Source organism: Serratia sp. PL7, from assembly GCF_945957435.1.
In genome coordinates this window covers 2,242,155-2,262,427 of record NZ_CAMFLB010000001.1, presented here as the reverse complement: position 1 = coordinate 2,262,427, position 20,273 = coordinate 2,242,155, and the positions used below count along the sequence as shown (strand labels likewise).

The 20,273-nt window shown below is 61.2% G+C and carries 19 protein-coding genes; 15 read left to right on the top strand and 4 right to left on the bottom strand.

The annotated features are described in order from the left end of the window. Positions 1-117 precede the first annotated feature (117 nt). The 8 genes from N6G83_RS10830 (at position 118) to N6G83_RS10795 (ending at position 7,946) form a co-directional block, all read left to right on the top strand. The gene (locus N6G83_RS10830) at positions 118-654 is read left to right on the top strand and encodes a DUF924 family protein (RefSeq protein ID WP_049295271.1); all 537 of its coding nucleotides are present in this window, start codon (positions 118-120) and stop codon (positions 652-654) included. A gap of 356 nt (positions 655-1,010) precedes the next feature. Next, complete coding sequence (locus N6G83_RS10825) at positions 1,011-1,967, top strand: isoaspartyl peptidase/L-asparaginase family protein (RefSeq protein WP_260515301.1); 957 nt, start codon at positions 1,011-1,013, stop codon at positions 1,965-1,967. A gap of 19 nt (positions 1,968-1,986) precedes the next feature. Further along, positions 1,987-3,861: a dipeptide ABC transporter ATP-binding protein gene (locus N6G83_RS10820; RefSeq protein WP_164099780.1), complete on the top strand. Its 1,875-nt coding sequence runs from the start codon at positions 1,987-1,989 to the stop codon at positions 3,859-3,861. Between the two features lie 23 nt (positions 3,862-3,884). After that, positions 3,885-5,420, top strand: a complete 1,536-nt coding sequence (gene gsiB, locus N6G83_RS10815) for a glutathione ABC transporter substrate-binding protein GsiB (protein ID WP_025302140.1) — start codon at positions 3,885-3,887, stop codon at positions 5,418-5,420. 52 nt (positions 5,421-5,472) lie between these two features. Beyond that, the gene (gsiC, locus tag N6G83_RS10810) at positions 5,473-6,393 is read left to right on the top strand and encodes a glutathione ABC transporter permease GsiC (RefSeq protein WP_025302141.1); all 921 of its coding nucleotides are present in this window, start codon (positions 5,473-5,475) and stop codon (positions 6,391-6,393) included. A 9-nt stretch (positions 6,394-6,402) separates the two neighbouring features. Beyond that, entirely contained in the window at positions 6,403-7,311 is a 909-nt protein-coding gene (gene gsiD, locus N6G83_RS10805) for a glutathione ABC transporter permease GsiD (RefSeq protein WP_169540348.1), read from the top strand. 81 nt (positions 7,312-7,392) lie between these two features. After that, a complete protein-coding gene (locus N6G83_RS10800; RefSeq protein WP_079449478.1) occupies positions 7,393-7,635 on the top strand; it encodes a type II toxin-antitoxin system CcdA family antitoxin in 243 nt (80 codons plus the stop codon). Positions 7,636-7,637: 2 nt separating this feature from the next. Then, positions 7,638-7,946: a CcdB family protein gene (locus N6G83_RS10795; protein ID WP_025302144.1), complete on the top strand. Its 309-nt coding sequence runs from the start codon at positions 7,638-7,640 to the stop codon at positions 7,944-7,946. A gap of 39 nt (positions 7,947-7,985) precedes the next feature. Here the strand turns inward: N6G83_RS10795 and fghA are convergent, their stop codons facing one another. Genes fghA through ptrR form a run of 3 tightly spaced genes read right to left on the bottom strand, consistent with a single transcriptional unit; the run spans position 7,986 to position 10,917 of the window. After that, entirely contained in the window at positions 7,986-8,828 is an 843-nt protein-coding gene (fghA, locus tag N6G83_RS10790; protein ID WP_015377214.1) for an S-formylglutathione hydrolase, read from the bottom strand. A 14-nt stretch (positions 8,829-8,842) separates the two neighbouring features. After that, positions 8,843-9,967, bottom strand: coding sequence for an S-(hydroxymethyl)glutathione dehydrogenase/class III alcohol dehydrogenase (locus N6G83_RS10785; protein ID WP_016928454.1), 1,125 nt, complete (start codon positions 9,965-9,967; stop codon positions 8,843-8,845). A 29-nt stretch (positions 9,968-9,996) separates the two neighbouring features. Next, the gene (gene ptrR, locus N6G83_RS10780; protein ID WP_025302145.1) at positions 9,997-10,917 is read right to left on the bottom strand and encodes a putrescine utilization regulator PtrR; all 921 of its coding nucleotides are present in this window, start codon (positions 10,915-10,917) and stop codon (positions 9,997-9,999) included. A 105-nt stretch (positions 10,918-11,022) separates the two neighbouring features. Here ptrR and N6G83_RS10775 point away from each other — a divergent pair, with 105 nt between their 5' ends. From N6G83_RS10775 to mglC, 7 genes are all read left to right on the top strand, one after another. Further along, entirely contained in the window at positions 11,023-12,180 is a 1,158-nt protein-coding gene (locus N6G83_RS10775; protein WP_025302146.1) for a YbfB/YjiJ family MFS transporter, read from the top strand. Positions 12,181-12,423: 243 nt separating this feature from the next. Continuing rightward, positions 12,424-13,089: a GTP cyclohydrolase I FolE gene (gene folE, locus N6G83_RS10770; protein ID WP_004938969.1), complete on the top strand. Its 666-nt coding sequence runs from the start codon at positions 12,424-12,426 to the stop codon at positions 13,087-13,089. A gap of 79 nt (positions 13,090-13,168) precedes the next feature. Further along, positions 13,169-14,341 carry a DUF418 domain-containing protein YeiB gene (yeiB, locus tag N6G83_RS10765; RefSeq protein ID WP_308317657.1) on the top strand — a complete coding sequence of 391 codons (1,173 nt, stop codon included), beginning with the start codon at positions 13,169-13,171 and terminating at the stop codon, positions 14,339-14,341. A gap of 126 nt (positions 14,342-14,467) precedes the next feature. Beyond that, the gene (gene galS, locus N6G83_RS10760; protein WP_173889043.1) at positions 14,468-15,505 is read left to right on the top strand and encodes an HTH-type transcriptional regulator GalS; all 1,038 of its coding nucleotides are present in this window, start codon (positions 14,468-14,470) and stop codon (positions 15,503-15,505) included. A gap of 264 nt (positions 15,506-15,769) precedes the next feature. Next, a complete protein-coding gene (mglB, locus tag N6G83_RS10755; RefSeq protein WP_025302149.1) occupies positions 15,770-16,762 on the top strand; it encodes a galactose/glucose ABC transporter substrate-binding protein MglB in 993 nt (330 codons plus the stop codon). 99 nt (positions 16,763-16,861) lie between these two features. Next, positions 16,862-18,370 carry a galactose/methyl galactoside ABC transporter ATP-binding protein MglA gene (mglA, locus tag N6G83_RS10750; protein WP_004938959.1) on the top strand — a complete coding sequence of 503 codons (1,509 nt, stop codon included), beginning with the start codon at positions 16,862-16,864 and terminating at the stop codon, positions 18,368-18,370. Positions 18,371-18,381: 11 nt separating this feature from the next. Further along, positions 18,382-19,392, top strand: coding sequence for a galactose/methyl galactoside ABC transporter permease MglC (mglC, locus tag N6G83_RS10745; RefSeq protein ID WP_004938953.1), 1,011 nt, complete (start codon positions 18,382-18,384; stop codon positions 19,390-19,392). Between the two features lie 67 nt (positions 19,393-19,459). Here mglC and sanA read toward each other — a convergent pair whose 3' ends face one another. Then, positions 19,460-20,203: an outer membrane permeability protein SanA gene (sanA, locus tag N6G83_RS10740; RefSeq protein WP_060432736.1), complete on the bottom strand. Its 744-nt coding sequence runs from the start codon at positions 20,201-20,203 to the stop codon at positions 19,460-19,462. Positions 20,204-20,273 lie beyond the last annotated feature (70 nt).

Genomic DNA, 20,273 nt, shown 5'->3' with positions numbered 1-20,273 from the left:
AAGTGCGGGTATTATGGCAGAGAACGCCGGGGGGGAGAACGGGTTATGCCCGCCATCTTTCGCACTGCGCCGGAAGCGCGAACGGGTATAAACTGCGTAAAACAGAGGAGAATCATGATGCATAAACAGGTTATCGAGTTCTGGTTCGACGAGATCGAACCGGTGATGTGGTTTAAAAAGGACGACGATTTCGATCGTCTGCTGCACAGCCGTTTTGGCGAAATCTGGCGGGCGGCGGCGGCGGGAGAGCTGGCGCACTGGCGCGACACCATCGAAGGGCGCCTGGCGGAGGTGATCGTGCTCGATCAGTTCAGCCGCAACCTGTTTCGCGGCACGCCGCAGTCGTTCGCCTGCGACGGCATGGCGCTGGTCCTGGCGCAGGAGGCGATCCGCAGCGGGGAGTGCGAACGGCTGAGCCGCGAACAGCGAGGTTTTCTCTATCTACCGTTCATGCATTCGGAATCGCCGCTGATCCACCAGCAGGCGCTGGTGCTGTATACCGAGCTCAATAACGGTGACCAGTTGGAGTTCGAGCTGCGGCATAAGGCGATCATCGATCGTTTCGGCCGCTACCCGCATCGCAATGCGATATTGGGGCGCACCAGCACGCCGGAAGAAGAGGCCTTTTTACGGCAGCCCGGCTCGGGTTTTTAATCGTTGGATTATCTGCGCCCGGCCGGGTAAAAACAGCAGGCCGGGCGCCGCAATAAGCGTGACTCAGCGCGAACGTTTATTTCATTACGCTCTACCGCTATTTCCTCTCGCGAAATTACCAATAATCCCAGCCGCACTACCAGCGGTTTACTGCTTTTTATAACCTGCTGTTTTTATTCCAATAAGCTATTTCAAGGTGCGAAATGGTCTAAGCGCGCTACGCTAAAAGCGGGACGTGGACGTTATGCTGTACTTCCACTGTAGGACTAAATAGAGTCGAAAAGACTGAATAATAATGATACCGCGCTCAGCTTATTCGCTGCGCAACGGCGGGATTAACACAGGGTGTCAGGCAAATGAGCAAACCAGTGATTGCCATTCATGGCGGCGCGGGCGCAATTACCCGGGCGGCGCTGAGTGCGGAAAAAGAACGGCAGTATATCCAGGCGCTGTCCGAGATCGTGGCCGCCGGGCAGGCGGTATTGGCACAGGGCGGCAGCGCGCTGGATGCGGTGACCGAAGCGGTGCGGCTGCTCGAAGAGTGCCCGCTGTTCAACGCCGGCAAAGGCTCGGTGTTTACCCATCAGGGCACCCACGAACTGGATGCCTGCGTGATGGACGGCCGCACCTGCGACGCCGGCGCTGTCGCCGGCGTCAGCCATATCCGCAACCCGGTGCTGGCGGCGCGCGCGGTGCTGGAAAACAGCGAACACGTGCTGTTTGCCGCCGAAGGCGCCGAGAAGTTTGCCGCCGCCCACGGCCTGGAAATGGTTACCCCCGACTTCTTTTTTACCCAAGAACGCTTTGATCAGCTGCACCGCGCTCAGGCGGAGCAGGGCCGGGTATTGCTCGATCACGACGGCGCGGCACAGGCCGGCGATCCGCTCGATCCCGATCGCAAATTCGGCACCGTCGGCGCGGTGGCGCTGGATGCGCTGGGCAACCTTGCCGCCGCCACCTCCACCGGCGGCATGACCAACAAGCAGGCAGGGCGAGTGGGCGACACGCCGATTATCGGCGCCGGTTGCTATGCCAACAACGCCACCGTGGCGGTCTCCAGCACCGGCACCGGCGAGATCTTCATGCGCGGCGTGGCGGCCTATGACGTCTCCGCCCTGATCGAATACGGCGGCCTCAGCCTGCAGGCGGCCAGCGATCGGGTGGTGATGGAGAAGCTGCCTGCACTGGGTGGCAGCGGCGGCATGATCGCCGTCGATCGCCACGGCAATATCGCGCTGCCGTTTAACTGCGAGGGGATGTATCGCGGTTTTGGTTATATCGGCGATGCGCCGTCCGTCGGGATTTATCGCTAAGCGTTCACCGGGAGGGTGTATGACCGACGTTTCATTCCGGCCCGCCGGCGACGGGTTGTCATTGCCGCCGCAGCGGGTGCTGACGGTGCGCGATCTGAGCATCCGTTTTCCTCAAGCGGACGGCGCCGTGGAAGCGGTGCGCAACCTGTCGTTCGATCTCGATCGCGGCGAGACGCTGGCGATCGTCGGTGAGTCCGGCTCTGGCAAATCGGTGACTTCACTGGGACTGATGCGGCTGGTGGAGCAGGGCGGTGGGCGCATCGTCAGCGGCGCCATGACGCTGCGCCGGCGCGACGGCGCGTTGCTCGATCTGGCGCATGCCTCGCAGAGCACGCTGCGCACGGTGCGCGGCGCCGACATGGCGATGATCTTCCAGGAGCCGATGACCTCGCTCAACCCGGTATTTCCGGTCGGCGAGCAGATCGCCGAATCGCTGCGCCTGCATCAGGGCATGGACCACCGCAGCGCGCGTCAGGAGGCGCTGCGCATGCTCGATCTGGTGCGCATTCCGGAGGCCAAAGAGGTGCTGGGGCGCTACCCGCATCAGCTTTCCGGCGGCATGCGCCAGCGGGTGATGATCGCTATGGCGCTCTCTTGCAAGCCGGCGTTGCTGATTGCCGATGAACCCACTACCGCCCTCGACGTCACCATTCAGGCGCAGATCCTGCAGCTGATCCGCGTGCTGCAACAGGAGATGCAGATGGGGGTGATCTTCATCACTCACGACATGGGCGTGGTGGCAGAGATAGCCGATCGGGTGCTGGTGATGCGCCGCGGCGAGCAGGTGGAACAGAATCGAGTGCGTGAATTATTCGCCGCGCCGCAACAGGCCTATACCCGGGCACTGCTGGCGGCGGTGCCGAAGCTGGGGGAGATGGCCGATCGGCCGCTGCCGGCGAAGTTTCCGCTGGCGGATGGCGAGGGGGATACGGCGCCGCAGGATACCGTGCCGCCAGACGCTGCGCCGATCCTGCGGGTGGAGCATCTGGTCACGCGTTTTGATCTGCGCGGCGGGTTGTTCAATCGGGTCACTCGCCGGGTGCACGCGGTAGAAAACGTCAGTTTCGATCTTTACCCTGGCGAGACGCTGGGGCTGGTGGGCGAGTCCGGCTGCGGTAAGTCCACCACCGGGCGCGCTTTGCTGAAGCTGGTGGACAGCCAGAGCGGCACCATCACCTTCGCCGGGCGGCGGATAGACCAATTGAAGGGGTCGGCGCTGCAGCATCTGCGGCGCGATATTCAGTTCATCTTTCAAGATCCTTACGCCTCGCTCGATCCGCGCCTGACGGTCGGTTTCTCCATCATGGAGCCGCTGTTGGTGCACAACGTGATGCGCGGCCGTGAGGCGGAACGGCGGGTGGCCTGGCTGCTGGAACGCGTCGGTCTGCAGCCGGAGCATGCGCGCCGATATCCGCACGAATTTTCCGGCGGCCAGCGCCAACGCATCTGCATCGCGCGCGCGCTGGCGCTGAACCCGAAAGTGGTGATCGCCGATGAAGCGGTCTCGGCGCTGGACGTGTCGATTCAGGCGCAGATCGTCAATCTGCTGCTCGATCTGCAGCGTGAGTTCGGCATCGCTTTTCTGTTCATTTCACACGACATGGCGGTGGTGGAGCGTATCAGCCACCGGGTGGCGGTGATGTACCTCGGGCAAATTGTCGAGATCGGCCCGCGGCAGGCGGTATTCGACAATCCGCAGCACCCCTATACCCGCAAGTTGATGGCGGCGGTGCCGGTAGCCGATCCCGCTCATGCCCACAAACGGCAGCCGCTGCCGGCCGATGAGATCCCGAGCCCAGTGCGCGCACTGGGCGATGAACCCGTTACCGCACCGCTGGTGCAGGTTGGCGCCGGGCATTTTGTCGCCCGCCACCCGATCGCCGGTGCTTTTTAAAGACCTCAGGAGAGACAAGCGACATGAAGCACACATTCAAACGCAATGCGCTGTTGGCCGCCATACTGCTGGCGGCGGGAACCGGCCCGGTTTGGGCGGCGAAGGACGCGGTGATTGCCGTGGCGTCCAATTTCACCACTCTTGATCCTTACGACGCCAACGACACGCTGTCGCAGGCGGTGGCCAAGTCTTTCTATCAGGGGTTGTTCGGCTTCGACAAGGACATGAAGCTGGTGAACGTGCTGGCGGACAGCTATGAGGTCAGCAAAGACGGCCTGACCTATACCGTCAAACTGCGTCAGGGCATTAAATTCCACGACGGCACCGCGTTCAACGCCGAGGCGGTGAAGGCCAACCTCGATCGCGCCAGTAACCCGGACAGCCACCTCAAGCGCTACAACCTGTTCAAGATGATCGACAAAACCGAGGCGGTGGACGCCAATACGGTGAAGATCGTGCTGAAGGCGCCGTTCTCGGCGTTCGTCAACAATCTGGCGCACCCGGCGGCGGCGATCATCTCCCCGGCGGCGCTGAAGCAATACGGCAAAGAGATCGGTTTCCACCCGGTCGGCACCGGGCCGTATCAGTTCGTGACCTGGAACCAGACCGATTTCGTCAAGGTGAAGAAGTTCGACGGCTACTGGCAGCCGGGGCTGCCGAAGCTCGACAGCATCACCTGGCGCCCGGTGGTGGATAACAACACCCGCGCGGCGATGCTGCAGACCGGCGAGGCGACCTTCGCCTTCCCGATCCCTTACGAGCAGGCCAAGGTGCTGGAGGGCAACGCCAAGCTGGACGTGGTGGCTGCGCCATCGATCCTGCAGCGTTACATCAGCATGAACGTCACTCAAAAGCCGTTCGACAACCCGAAGGTGCGCCAGGCGCTCAACTACGCGATTAACAAGGACGCGCTGATCAAGGTGGCGTTCGCCGGTTATGCGGTGCCGGCGGAAGGGCCGGTGCCCCCGGCCATCGATTTCGCCGCCCGCTACAAGCCGTGGCCGTACGATCCGGCCAAGGCGCGCGAGCTGTTGAAAGAGGCCGGCTACCCGAACGGCTTCACCACCACGCTGTGGTCGTCCCACAACCACAGCACCGCGCAGAAAGTGCTGCAGTTCACCCAACAGCAGCTGGCGCAGGTGGGGGTGAAAGTGACGGTGACGGCGATGGATGCCGGGCAGCGCGCGGCGCAGGTGGAGAGCGTCGGGGTGAAAGACACCGGCGTGCGGCTGTTCTACACCGGCTGGTCGGCCTCGACCGGGGAAGCGGACTGGGCGCTGTCGCCGCTGTTCTCCACCCAGGCGGCGCCGCCGAAGCAGTTCAACACCGCGTTCTACAGCAACCCGCAGGTGGACAAGGATCTGACCGACGCGCTGGCGACCACCGATCGCGCCGAGAAGCAGAAACTGTATCAGGACGCACAGGATCGCATCTGGGCCGACGCGCCCTGGATCTTCCTGGCGACCGAACGTCTGTTGTCGGCCAACAGCAAACAGCTGAGCGGCTTCTACGTGATGCCGGATACCTCGTTCAACTTTGATAACGCCGATCTGAAATAAGGCGCCCATCCCCGCCTGCGGCCAGACGGCGGCAGGTGGGGGAAGGAATGAGATGCTCAATTATTTTCTGAAACGACTGCTGGGCCTGATCCCGACGCTGCTGATCGTGGCGGTGCTGGTGTTCCTGTTCGTCCACCTGCTGCCGGGCGATCCGGCGCGGCTGGCGGCGGGGCCGGAGGCCGACGAGGCGGTGGTGCAGCTGGTGCGCAAGGATCTGGGGTTGGATAAGCCGCTGCCGCAGCAGTTCGCGCACTTTTTCGTCAACGCGCTGCGGGGCGACTTCGGCATCTCGATGGTGTCCAAGCGCCCGGTGAGCGAAGAGATCGCCTCGCGCTTTATGCCGACCTTCTGGCTGACCGTCGCCAGCATGCTGTGGGCGGTAGCGTTCGGCCTGGCGATCGGCGTGGTGTCGGCGGTGTGGCGTAACCGTTGGCCGGATCGTCTCGGCATGACGCTGGCGGTATCGGGGATCTCGTTCCCGGCCTTTGCGCTCGGCATGCTGCTGATGCAGGTGTTCTCGGTCGAGCTGGGGTGGCTGCCGACGGTGGGCGCCGACAGCTGGCGGCACTACATTCTGCCTTCTATCACCTTGGGGGCGGCGGTGGCGGCGGTGATGGCGCGTTTTACCCGCGCTTCGTTCGTCGAGGTGTTGCAGGAGGACTACATGCGCACCGCGCGCGCCAAGGGCGTGCGGGAAAGCGTGGTGGTGATGAAGCACGGCCTGCGCAACGCGATGATCCCGGTAGTGACCATGATGGGGCTGCAGTTCGGCTTCCTGCTCGGCGGTTCGATCGTGGTGGAAAAGGTGTTCAACTGGCCGGGGCTGGGGCGCTTGCTGGTGGACTCGGTGGAGATGCGCGATTACCCGGTGATCCAGGCCGAGGTGCTGCTGTTCTCGCTGGAGTTCATCCTGATCAACCTGCTGGTGGATATGTTGTACGCGGCGATCAACCCGGCGATTCGTTACCAATGAGGAGGCGGCATGATTAAGCATTGGCGGCGCAACGCCGCACTGAAGGCGATGCCGCTTATCGACCCCAACGCGGTACGCACGCCGTGGGGCGAGTTTTGGCGGCGTTTTCGCCGCCAGCGGGCGGCGCTGGTCGCCGGCCTGTTGGTGCTGCTGCTGATTGCGGCGGCGCTGCTGGCGCCTTATCTGGCGCCGTTCGATGCGGAAAACTATTTCGATTACGACCGGCTGAACGAAGGGCCTTCGCTGATGCACTGGCTGGGGGTGGATTCCCTCGGACGCGATATTTTCAGCCGCATCCTGATGGGCGCGCGCATTTCGCTGGCGGCCGGGGTGTTCTCGGTGCTGGCGGGCGGGGCGATCGGCACCCTGCTGGGGCTGCTGGCCGGTTACTATGAAGGCTGGTGGGATCGCCTCACCATGCGCGTCTGCGACGTGCTGTTCGCGTTTCCCGGCATTTTGCTGGCGATCGGCGTGGTGGCGATCATGGGCAGCGGCATGGCCAACGTGATCGTCGCGGTGGCGATCTTTAGCATTCCGGCCTTCGCCCGCCTGGTGCGCGGCAATACGCTGGTGCTGAAGCACCTGACCTATATCGAGTCGGCGCGCAGCATCGGCGCCTCGGACTGGACCATCATCCTGCGGCACATCCTGCCAGGCACCCTGTCTTCGATCGTGGTCTATTTCACCCTGCGCATCGGCACCTCGATCATCACCGCCGCCAGCCTGTCGTTTTTGGGCCTGGGCGCCCAGCCGCCGACGCCGGAGTGGGGGGCGATGCTCAACGAAGCGCGCGCCGATATGGTGATCGCGCCGCACGTGGCGATCTTCCCCAGCCTGGCGATATTCATCACCGTGCTGGCGTTCAACCTGTTGGGCGACGGATTGCGCGACGCGCTCGATCCCAAATTGAAGGGGTGAGGGCATCGCTGAATTGGCATACCCCTGTTTTACGAGTATAATTGATGAAAATTTGACCCGTGTATATTACAGGGATGAGGTATGGATATGGCAAATAGCAATGTGACGAAAAAGACAGTCAACGTAACCATCGATCGCGATCTTTTCCAGCGCGCAAAATCCCTGGGCGTCAATGTGTCATCCGTATTGACGGACGCATTGAGCGTCCGCGTCAGGGATATTGAGATTCAACAGTGGCGCGAGCAAAATCGCGCGGCGTTAGAAGAACTTAATCGTATCACTGAAGAAAATGGTTTGTTGTCTGATGAATATCGGACATTTTAAATATGCAATTTACCGTATATGACAATACGTATCCGGCATCAGCCTATCCCTACTTACTGGACGTTCAAAGCGATCTTATTGATGTCCTCTCGACCCGGTTAATGATCCCCCTTTATGCTTTGGATAACGTCAGGGTTAAAATTTCTGCACGTTTATGCCCGGAGATTGAGGTCAACGGCGAAAAGTTTCTTGTTATGACGCATGAGATGGCTGCCGTACGTATTTCGCAGATTGGGAAGGCCGTTGGTAATGTCAATGAGCACAGGAATCAAATTAAAGCCGCTATCGATTTTCTGATTGATGGCTTTTGAATAAATCCGGACGGGTTAATAACCGCCCGGATTTTTTTATTAGCGGAACAGGTGCTCGGCGTGGAAGCGCAGGTGATCTTCCACGAAGGTGGCGATGGTGAAGTAGCTGTGATCGTACCCCGGCTGAATGCGCAGCGTCAGCGGCCAGTCGCGCTGGCGCGCCAGTTCGGCCAGCCGCGCCGGCTGCAGCTGATCGGCCAGGAACTGGTCGTCATCGCCCTGGTCGATCAGGACCGGCATTTTTTCCGCGCCGCTGGCCAGCAGATGGCAGCTGTCGTACTGCAGCCACTGGCTCTCGTCGCTGCCCAGATAGGCGGTGAACGCCTTGCGGCCCCACGGCACCTGGCATGGGTTGACGATCGGCGCGAACGCCGATACCGAGCGGAAGCGCTGCGGATTGCGAAATGCCATCATCAGCGCGCCGTGGCCGCCCATCGAGTGGCCGAAGATCGACTGACGATCGCTGACGCTGAAGTGCTGTTCGATCAGCGCCGGCAGTTCGGCGCTGATGTAGTCGTACATGCGGAAGTGGCGATCCCACGGCGCCTGGGTGGCGTTCAGGTAGAACCCGGCGCCCTGGCCCAGATCGTAACCTTCGTCGTTCGGCACCTCGTCACCGCGCGGGCTGGTATCCGGCATCACCAGCACCAGGCCCAGCTCGGCGGCGATGCGCTGCGCGCCGGCTTTCAACGTGAAGTTCTCGTCGTTGCAGGTCAGCCCCGACAGCCAGTACAGCACCGGCGGCGGGTTGTCATCGCGCGGCGGCGGCAGGTAGATGCTGAATGTCATGTTGCAATTCAGGCTCTGCGCCGCGTGGCGATAACGCTGTTGCCAGCCGCCGAACATGCGGTGCTCTTCGAGAAGTTCCAATGACAGCGTCATCTCTGCCTCCTGGCTTATTTGTCGAAGTGGATGACGGAACGGATCGATTTGCCTTCGTGCATCAAATCGAACGCTTCGTTGATCTGCTCCAGCCCCATGGTGTGGGTGATAAAGTCGTTCAGCGCGAATTCGCCGTCCAGATAGCGCTCGACGATGCCCGGCAGCTGCGAACGGCCCTTGACGCCGCCGAATGCCGAGCCGCGCCAGACGCGGCCGGTGACCAGCTGGAACGGCCGGGTCGAGATTTCTTCGCCGGCGCCTGCGACGCCGATGATCACCGATTCACCCCAGCCCTTGTGGCAGCACTCCAGCGCGGAACGCATCACGTTGACGTTGCCGATGCACTCGAAGGAGAAGTCGACGCCGCCGTCGGTCAGCTCGACGATCACCTCCTGAATCGGTTTGTCATAGTCTTTCGGGTTGATCAGATCGGTAGCGCCCAGCTTGCGCGCCAGATCGAACTTGCTGGTGTTGATGTCGATGCCGATGATGCGGCCCGCGCCGGCCATCTGCGCGCCGATGATCGCCGACAGGCCGATGCCGCCCAGGCCGAAGATCGCCACGGTGTCGCCCGGCTGCACTTTGGCGGTGTTCATCACCGCGCCCATGCCGGTGGTGACGCCACAGCCCAGCAGGCACACTTCTTCCAGCGGCGCTTCCTTGTTGATTTTCGCCAGTGAAATCTCCGGCACCACGGTGTATTCGGAGAAGGTGGAAGTGCCCATGTAGTGGAAGATCGGCTTGCCGTCCTTGAAGAAGCGGGTGGTGCCGTCCGGCATCAGGCCTTTACCCTGGGTGGCGCGGATCGCCTGGCACAGGTTGGTCTTGCCGGATTTACAGAATTTGCACTCGCCGCACTCCGGGGTGTAGAGCGGGATCACGTGGTCACCGACCGCCACGCTGGTGACGCCTTCACCGACCGCTTCCACCACGCCGCCGCCCTCGTGGCCGAGGATTGCCGGGAACACGCCTTCCGGATCTTTGCCGGACAGGGTGTAGGCGTCGGTGTGACAAACGCCGGTAGCGACGATCCGCACCAGCACTTCGCCTTTTTGCGGTGGCATCAGCTCGACTTCTTCGATCTTCAGCGGCTGGTTCGGGCCCCAGGCAACGGCGGCGCGGGTTTTGATCATCTCCATCATAGTCTCCTCAGTGGCTTTCTTTTAAATCAGGCGATATCGATAACGTCTGATAAATCGTTGGGGGTGCTTTCATCAACAGCGGCGATTTCCGTCTGTTCAATAATCAATTCTTTCAGCGCGCGCACGTTCGGCCCGAACGCGTCGCGGCGCCACAGCAGCCAGGTGGCGGTGTCGGCCACGTCCGGCGGCAGGGTGTGAACCCGGACCCGCTCATGGCCCGGCAGCAGGCTGAGCACCGAATGCGGGATCATCGCCAGCCCGGCGCCGCTGGCGACGCAGGCCAGCATGGCGTGATAGGACTGGATCTCCATGATCTGCCCCGGCCGCGCGCCTTCGCGCTTGAACCAGGCCTCCAGCCGCAGGCGATAGGAGCAGCTGGCGCGAAAGGCGAACAGCGTTTCGCCGTTGGCGTCTTTGGCGCTGTGGATCGGCGCGTGATCGAGACAGGAGATCACTACCATATGTTCAGGATAGGCGATGCAGCCGTTCAGCTCGTCATAAGGTACCGGGCCATCGACCAGCGCCGCCGCCAGCGTGCCGGCGCGCACCCGATCGGCGATTTCGCCGGAGGTGCCGGTAGTCAGCGACAGAGACACCTGCGAGAAACGCTGGTGGTAAGCCGCCAGCAGCGAGGGCAGGCGGGTGGCGGCGGTGCTCTCCATCGAGCCGAGGGCGAAGTTGCCCGCCGGTTCACCGGCATGGGTGATGCTCATCGCCTCGTCGCTCAGCGCCAGGATGCGGTTGGCGTAGCACAGAAAGTTATGGCCCATCGGCGACAGGCGCAGGCGCTGTTTTTCGCGGATAAACAGATCGGCGCCCAGCTCCTGCTCAAGCTGGCGCAGCCGGGTGGTCAGGTTCGACGGCACGCGGTGCAGCTGCTCGGCGGCGCGGGCGACCGAGCCGGTTTCCGCTACGCAGCAGAACATGCGAAGCTGGGTCAGATCCATAATATTCTCGTTTCGTGATGAACTTGATAACTATTATTCAGTTTTTGTGAGTTTAATACTGCGGCATGATACTGGCAACTTTCTTTTAACCTTTTGGATACCGGTATGGCTTTACGTATTGCCTTGAGCGGTTTTGCCGCGCTGATCGTCGCGATGGGCATTGGCCGCTTCGCTTTCACCCCGCAGGTGCCGCTGATGATCGCGGAACATCAGTTCAGCCTCACCGGCGCCGGGCTGGTGGCGGCGATCAACTATTTGGGCTACCTGTGCGGCGCCTACGACGCGATGCGCGCCACGCGCCACGTCGAGCGGCGCCTGTGGCTGGGCGTATGGGGCGCGATGGCGCTGACGCTGCTGTCGGCGCTGGCGCAGGATGCATGGACGCACGGCGCGCTGCGCTTCGTCATCGGCTGGGCCAGCGGCTGGGCGATGGTGCTGGTGGCGGCCTGGACCAACGAGCGGTTGGCGCACTACGGCCGGCCGGCGCTGAGCGCGGCGGTATTCGCCGGGCCGGGCGCCGGCATCTTCCTTAGCGGCATGCTTGCGGTGGGCATCAACGCGCTGGGGCTGACGGCGGCGCAGGCCTGGCTGGTGTATGGCGGGCTGGCGCTGGTGCTGGTCGGGGGGATTAGCGCCTTTCTGCCGCGCAGCGGCGAGCTGCATCGCCAGGACGTGGCCCCGGAGCCGCTGCTGCTGACGCCGGCGCTCAAACGCCTGGTGTGGAGCTACAGCCTGGCCGGCTTCGGCTACATCCTGCCGGCGACCTTTTTGTCGCAGATGGCGGCGGCGCGCTTTCCCGCCAGCCTGTTCGCGCAGTTTGTCTGGCCGGTGTTCGGCGGTGCGGCGGTGCTGGGGATTGTCATCGGCATTCTGACCCGCCATCGGCTAACTACCCAGACCCGGTTGGCGATCACGCTGTGGATACAGGCGTTGGGCGTGCTGAGCGCCGAAGCGGTGCCGGGCGTGGCCGGCCTGGCGCTCGGGGCGGTGCTGACCGGCGGCGGCTTCCTCTGCGTGGTGCAGCTCGCCCTTCAGCACGGCCGTGAACTGGCGCCGCGCCATGCGCGCTACATGGCTGGATTGCTGACCACCGGTTATGCGATCGGCCAACTGGTCGGGCCGATGCTGTCGGCGCTGTCGACCGCCATGACTCATCGGCTGGAGCCGGCGCTGTACGTGGCGGTGGCGGCGCTGTTGGTGGCCGGTGCGCTGGTAGTGAATACCCCGGCGCGGCGATTGGCGCAAAAAACGGCGATGCGCTGATTAAAATCCATACAAAAAAAGCGGGATCCCGCAGCCGGCCTGATTGTGCTAAATGCGAATATTTCACCTGCGGATGAAGCACAATCACTGGATAATCGCCGCGCTCTCATCTACAGTGGGGCAAAATCTTGACCGGGTTCACGTTATCCATCACGAAAACTCTGCCGTCACGAGAGCAAGCAATTCGCCGGCCGCACGCCCTACCAGGCCGCCGGCGGGTTCCGTCCGCAGGAGAACAAATACATGACATCATTAAGTAAAGAAGCCGCGCTGGTGCATGCGGCACTGGAAGAGCGTGGTCTGGAGACACCGCTGCGCGGGGAAGTGCTGGATCGCGAAACGCGCAAGCGTCGTATCAAAGAGCACATGACTGAAATCATGCAGCTGCTGAATCTCGATCTGTCTGACGACAGCCTGGCGGAAACGCCGCATCGCATCGCCAAAATGTATGTCGACGAGATCTTCTCCGGGCTGGACTACGCCAACTTCCCGAAAATCACCGTCATCGAGAACAAGATGAAAGTGGATGAGATGGTGACGGTGCGCGATATCACGCTGACCAGCACCTGCGAGCACCACTTCGTCACCATCGACGGCAAGGCTACCGTGGCCTATATCCCGAAAGACTCGGTGATCGGTCTGTCGAAGATCAACCGCATCGTGCAGTTCTTCTCCCAGCGTCCGCAGGTGCAAGAGCGTCTGACCCAGCAGATCCTGGTCGCGCTGCAGACCCTGCTCGGTACCAATAACGTGGCGGTATCGATCGACGCGGTCCATTATTGTGTCAAGGCGCGCGGCATTCGCGACGCGACCAGCGCCACCACCACCACCTCGTTGGGGGGGCTGTTCAAGTCCAGCCAGAATACCCGCCAGGAGTTCCTGCGCGCGGTGCGTCATCACCAGGGGTGATGGCGTTGCGGGGCGACTCGCAATAGCATAACAGGCGCCTGCGGGCGCCTTTTTCATGAGCGGAAGACAGCGATAAAAAATGAACAGTCATCCTCTGCCGCGCATCGCTACGCTGGACTGCGTGCGCGGCATCGCCATCCTCGGCATCTTATTGCTGAACATCAGCGCCTTCGGCTTGCCGAAGGCCGCCTATCTCAACCCGGCCTATTTGGGGATGCCGTCGTCGCGCGATGCCTGGACCTGGGCGCTGCTGGATCTCTTCGCCCAGGCCAAGTTCCTGGCGATGTTCGCGCTGTTGTTCGGCGCCGGGTTGCAAATGCTGCTGCGGCGCGGCAAAAGCTGGATCCGCGCGCGGCTGTCGTGGTTGGTGCTGTTCGGCCTCGCGCACGCCATCTTCCTGTGGGACGGCGATATTCTGCTGGCCTACGGGCTGATCGGCCTGGTGTGCTGGCGCATGATCCGCGAGGCCAAAGAAACTTTCCAACTGGTGAAAACCGGCGTGGTGCTCTACCTGATCGGCGTGGCGGTGCTGCTGCTGCTCGGTTTTATCTCGCACGGTGAACCGGGCAGCTTCTGGCAGCCGGGCGTGGCGGAGTTGCAGTACGAGAAGTTCTGGAAGCTGCAGGGCGGTTTCGAAGCCTGGCGCAGCCGCGCCGATCTGCTCTCGTCCAGCCTGCTGGCCATCGGCGCGCAGTATGGCTGGGAGCTGGCGGGGCTGATGCTGTTCGGCGCCGGGCTGATGCGCAGCGGCTGGCTGCGCGGCAGCTACTCATCCGGCTATTACCTGAGGCAGGCGGCGTGGCTGCTGCCGCTTTCGGTGCTGATCCAGCTGCCGGCGGTGGCGCTGCAATGGCAGGTGCAGTGGGACTATCGCTGGAGCGGTTTCCTGCTGCAGGTGCCGCGTGAGCTGGGCGCCCCGCTGCAGGCGATGGGCTATCTGGCGCTGTGTTACGGTTTCTGGCCCGCACTGTCGCGCCTGCGCATCGCCCACTGGCTGAGCCAGGTGGGGCGCATCGCGCTGAGCAACTACCTGCTGCAAACGCTGATCTGCACCACGTTGTTTTATCGCTTCGGTCTCTATGAGCAGTTCGACCGGCTGCAGCTGTTGGCGTTCGTGCCGCTGGTCTGGCTGGCCAACCTGGCGTTTTCCGTATTGTGGCTGCGTTATTTCGCTCAGGGGCCGATGGAGTGGCTGTGGCGCAAGCTGACGCAGCTGGCCGCCGGCGAAGCGGAGCCCAAAACGCTGAAATGAGTGCCGATCGGCAGGTTAAAAAAATGTATGTAAACGTTTTCTTTCCTGTGACGTAATTCACGCGAGCAGCGGGCCAATCGGGGTAGGATAGCGCCACCGGTCACTACCCCGATTTCAGGATCCCGCATGCCTCCAGTTCATCCGATCACCATTCGCGACGTGGCGAAACGCGCCGGGGTCTCCGTGGCGACCGTCTCCCGCGTGTTGAACCACAGCGCGCTGACCAGCAAGGAGACGCGCGAGCAGGTGCTGCAGGCGGTGGCGGATCTGGGCTATCGCCCCAACGCCAATGCGCAGGCGCTGGCGACCCAAAGCAGCGATACCCTGGGCGTGGTGGTGATGGACGTCTCCGATCCGTTCTTCGGCGCGCTGGTGAAAGCGGTTGACACGGTGGCGCAGAAACACCACAAATACCTGCTGATCGGCAACAGCTATCATCAGGCGGACAAAGAGCGCCATGCGATCGAAGTGCTGATCCGTCAGCGCTGTAATGCCCTGATTGTTCACGCCAAAGCCCTGAGCGACGCCGAGCTGATCGGCTTTCTGGAGCAGGTGCCGGGCATGGTGCTGATCAATCGGATTATCCCCGGCTATGAGCCACGCTGCGTCGGGCTGGATAACGTCTGCGGCGCGGAAATGGCAATGCGTCTTTTGCTGTCGCAGGGCCATCGGCGCATCGGCTACCTGGGCTCCAATCACCCGATAGAAGACGGGCCGCTGCGCCAGCGGGGCTATGCGCAGGCGATGGCCGCCGCCGGGCTGGCCACGCCGGACAACTGGCGCGCGTACGGTTCGCCGGATCTGCAGGGCGGCGAGGCGGCGATGGTGGAACTGCTGGGGCGTAATCTACAGCTGAGCGCGGTGTTCGCTTACAACGACGCCATGGCCGCCGGCGCCATGGCGGTGCTGAAAGAAAACGGTATCACGGTACCGCAGCATTTCTCGCTGATCGGCTTCGACGACATTCCCATCGCGCGTTACACCAGCCCCAAACTCACCACGGTGCGTTACCCGATCGTTTCGATGGCCACGCTGGCCACCGAGCTAGCATTGCAGGGCGCAGCAGGCCTGGCGGAGCCGCAGGCCGCTCATCTGTTCATGCCGACGCTGGTGCGGCGCCATTCTGTCGCCCCCTGGCAAAGTGAGGTGACGGTCACTCTCTGACGATTTAATCCTGTGTAACCGTTTTCAATCTGTGAGAAAATTCACAGAATATTAACATCACGCCGTCTATGCTCTAGGCGTTTTCCGGCGCAAAGGCCCTTGCCGCTGTAACCTTTATCTCGCGCTGACACAGCATTTCTCGGAAATAACAAGATCCACGGACGACAGGTGTTGAGTGGAAATCGCCTGGCCTGGGGTGTGCGCACTGCCGGTGACCATTGGCTCAAAGACGAGTAATACCCTACACAGAACCGGAGACTGACAATGAATAAGAAGGTTTTCACCCTGGCCGCCATGGCCGCAGCCATGATGTTTGGCGCCGCAGCCCATGCTGATACCCGTATTGGCGTCACGATTTACAAATACGACGACAACTTCATGTCGGTGGTGCGCAAGGCGATCGAGAAAGATGCCAAGGCTTCGCCGGACGTCACTCTGCTGATGAATGACTCGCAGAACGACCAGTCCAAACAGAACGATCAGATCGACGTGCTGCTGGCCAAGGGCGTGAAAGCGCTGGCGATCAACCTGGTCGACCCGGCCGCGGCACCGGTGGTTATTGATAAGGCGCGCGCAAACGATATCCCGGTGGTGTTCTACAACAAAGAACCTTCCCGCAAGGCGTTGGACAGCTATGACAAGGCATATTACGTCGGCACCGACTCCAAAGAGTCCGGCGTGATCCAGGGCGAGCTGATCGCCAAACACTGGCAAGCCAACCCGGCCTGGGATCTGAACAAAGACGGCCAGATCCAGTTCGTGCTGCTGAAGGGCGAACCGGGCCACCCGGATGCCGAAGCGCGCACTACCTACGTGGTGAAGACGCTGAACGAAAAAGGCATCAAGACCCAGCAGCTGCAGATGGATACCGCGATGTGGGATACCGCGCAGGCGAAAGACAAGATGGACGCTTGGCTCTCCGGCCCGAATGCCAACAAGATTGAAGTGGTGATCGCCAACAACGACGCTATGGCAATGGGCGCGGTGGAAGCGCTGAAAGCGCACAACAAGACCAGTATCCCGGTGTTCGGCGTCGATGCGCTGCCTGAAGCGCTGGCGCTGGTGAAATCCGGCGCGATGGCGGGCACGGTGCTGAACGACGCCGACAACCAGGCGAAAGCCACCTTCGAGCTGGCGAAAAACCTGGCGGCAGGCAAACCGGCCACCGAAGGCACCCAATATAAAGTCGAAAATAAAGTCGTGCGTATCCCTTACGTCGGCGTAGATAAAGACAACCTGTCTCAGTTCGTTAAATAAGAATTGAGATCCCGCTAAGACCCCGCCTGCGGCGCCAACACCAGGGATACCGCCGGCGGGGATGTTTACGACTGCAAGATCGTTAAGCCAGGTGTATTTATGGCCGATAGCTCACGCGAATTTTTGCTGGAAATGACGGATATCTGTAAGTCATTTCCCGGCGTCAAAGCTTTGGACAATGTCAATTTACGCGTCCGTCCGCACTCGATTCACGCCCTGATGGGGGAGAACGGGGCGGGGAAATCGACGTTGCTGAAATGCCTGTTCGGCATTTATAAAAAAGACAGCGGCAGCATTGTGTTTCAGGGTCGGGAAATCGATTTCAAGAGCTCGAAGGAAGCGTTGGAACACGGCGTTTCGATGGTGCATCAGGAGCTGAACCTGGTGCTGCAACGCACCGTGATGGACAACATGTGGCTGGGGCGCTATCCGACCAAAGGCCTGTTCGTCGATCAGGACAAGATGTTCAAAGACACCCAGGCGATCTTTGACGAGCTGGATATCGACATCAACCCGCGCGAAAAGGTGGGCAACCTGTCGGTGTCGCAGATGCAGATGATCGAGATCGCCAAGGCGTTTTCCTACGACGCCAAGATCGTCATCATGGATGAACCGACCTCTTCGCTGACGGAGAAAGAGGTCAATCATCTGTTCACCATCATCCGCAAGCTGAAAGAACGCGGCTGCGGCATCGTCTATATCTCGCACAAGATGGAAGAGATCTTCCAGCTGTGCGACGAGATAACGGTGCTGCGCGATGGCCAGTGGATCGCCACCCAGCCGCTGGAAGGGCTGGATATGGACAAGATCATCGCCATGATGGTCGGCCGCTCGCTGAGCCAGCGCTTCCCGGACAGGCAAAACACGCCGGGTGAGGTGATCCTTGAGGTGAAGAACCTGACATCGCTGCGCCAGCCTTCGATCCGCGATGTGTCCTTCGATCTGCACCAGGGCGAGATCCTCGGCATCGCCGGGCTGGTGGGCGCCAAGCGCACCGACATCGTCGAGACGCTGTTCGGCATTCGTGAAAAGGTGGCGGGCACTATAAAGCTGCACGGCAAGGCGATCGACAACCACAGTGCCAACGAAGCGATCAACCACGGGTTTGCGTTGGTGACCGAAGAGCGCCGATCCACCGGGATTTACGCTTACCTCGATGTGGGTTTCAACTCTTTGATCTCCAATATCCGCAATTATAAAAACAAGCTCGGCCTGCTGGATAACGCGCGGATGAAGAGCGACACCCAGTGGGTGATCGACGCCATGCGGGTGAAAACGCCGGGGCATCACACCCATATCGGCTCGCTGTCCGGCGGCAACCAGCAGAAGGTGATCATCGGCCGCTGGCTGCTGACGCAGCCGGAGATCCTGATGCTGGATGAACCGACGCGCGGCATCGACGTGGGCGCCAAGTTCGAGATTTATCAGCTGATGACCGAACTGGCGAAGAAGGGCAAGGGGATCATTATCGTCTCGTCCGAAATGCCGGAGCTTTTGGGGATCACCGACCGTATTTTGGTGATGAGCAATGGTCAGGTTGCGGGCATCGTTAACACCAAACAGACCTCGCAAAATGAAATCTTACGTCTCGCCTCCCTGCACCTTTAAGGATCTGAATTATGAACGCGCTAAATAAAAAAACCTTATTTACCTATTTCAAGGAAGGCGGCATTTACGTGGTGTTGCTGGTGCTGTTGGCCATCATCATCATTCAGGATCCTACCTTCCTCAGCCTGATGAACCTGAGCAACATCCTGACGCAGTCTTCGGTGCGCATCATCATCGCGCTGGGCGTGGCGGGATTGATCGTGACTCAGGGCACCGACCTGTCCGCCGGGCGGCAGGTGGGGCTGGCGGCGGTGGTGGCGGCCACGCTGCTGCAGTCGATGGATAACGTCAACAAGGTATTCCCGCACATGGAAACCTGGTCGATTCCCCTGGTCATCTTGCTGGTGTGTGCGGTCGGCGCGGTGATCGGCCTGGTTAACGGCCTGATTATCGCCTATCTCAACGTGACGCCGTTCATCACCACCTTGGGCACCATGATCATCGTCTACGGCATCAATTCGCTGTATTACGATTCGGTCGGCGCGTCGCCGGTCGCGGGTTTCGATCCGAAGTTTTCCACCTTTGCCCAGGGCTTCTTGCGCTTCGGCGACTTTAAGCTGTCGTACATTACCTTTTACGCGCTGATCGCCATCATATTCGTCTGGATCCTGTGGACCAAGACCCGCTTCGGCAAGAACATCTTCGCCATCGGCGGCAACCCGGAAGCGGCTAAGGTGTCCGGCGTCAACGTGCCGTTGAACCTGATCATGATCTATGCGCTGTCCGGCGTGTTCTACGCCTTCGGCGGCTTGCTGGAAGCGGGGCGCATCGGCAGCGCCACCAACAACCTTGGCTTTATGTATGAGCTGGACGCCATCGCCGCCTGCGTGGTGGGGGGCGTCTCCTTCGCCGGCGGGGTGGGTACGGTGTGGGGCGTGGTGACCGGGGTGATCATCTTTACCGTCATCAACTACGGCCTGACTTATATCGGTATCAACCCGTACTGGCAGTACATCATCAAGGGCAGCATCATCATCTTCGCCGTGGCGCTGGACTCGTTGAAATACGCCAAGAAGAAGTAGATTTCCCGCAGCACAGACAACAAGGCCGGCCTATTTTGCCGGCCTTTCTTTTTGGGCGTTTTCTGCGTCAGGGCTGTTTGGCTTTCTGTTTCTCTTCTTTCAGCTTGTGCTCCAGCTCCACCAGCTGTTCCGGTGACACGGCGGGATAACCCTGGGCGTCTTCCGGCACGGTGTGCATGGCTGAGATCGGGATCAGCGGGCCAAGGAAGCGCGGCTCGCGCTTGAGGATGTACAGATCGGTCAGCGCGCCCAGACGGGCGAAAATCTCGCGGACCCGCACCGTCATCATGTCTTTCGGCGACGGCACCGCATAGCACTGCGCCTGAATGCCCATGTGCAGGGCGATGAACAGCGCCCGTTCGCAGTGGAAGCGCTGGGTGATGATGATGAAGTCGTTGGTGTCGAACACCTTGCGGGTGCGCACGATGGAATCCAGGGTGCGGAAGCCGGCGTAATCCAGCACGATATCGCTCGGCGCCACGCCGGCGGCGATCAGATCGCGGCGCATGGTCATCGGTTCGTTGTAGCTTTGCTGGGCGTTGTCGCCGCTCAGCAGCAGGTATTTCACCTTGCCGCTGTTATAGGCGTTAATCGCCCCCTGAATGCGGTAACGGTAGTACTGGTTGATCACCCCGGTGCGGTAATACTTGGCCGTGCCGAGCACCACGCCAACCTGGCGGTGCGGCAGCTCCTGCAGTTCGTCGTAGACGTAAGGCGCGGTTTTCCAGCTGATCCAGCGATCGAGCGCAATAGCCGAACCCATCAACACCGCAATGATGATGAACAGGCTGATGATCAGGCGTTTCCACATGTTGTTGCCTTACGCGCGCCGGGCTGAAAAAGATGGATCAAGGCTACTTTACCTGACCGATCGACGCAAG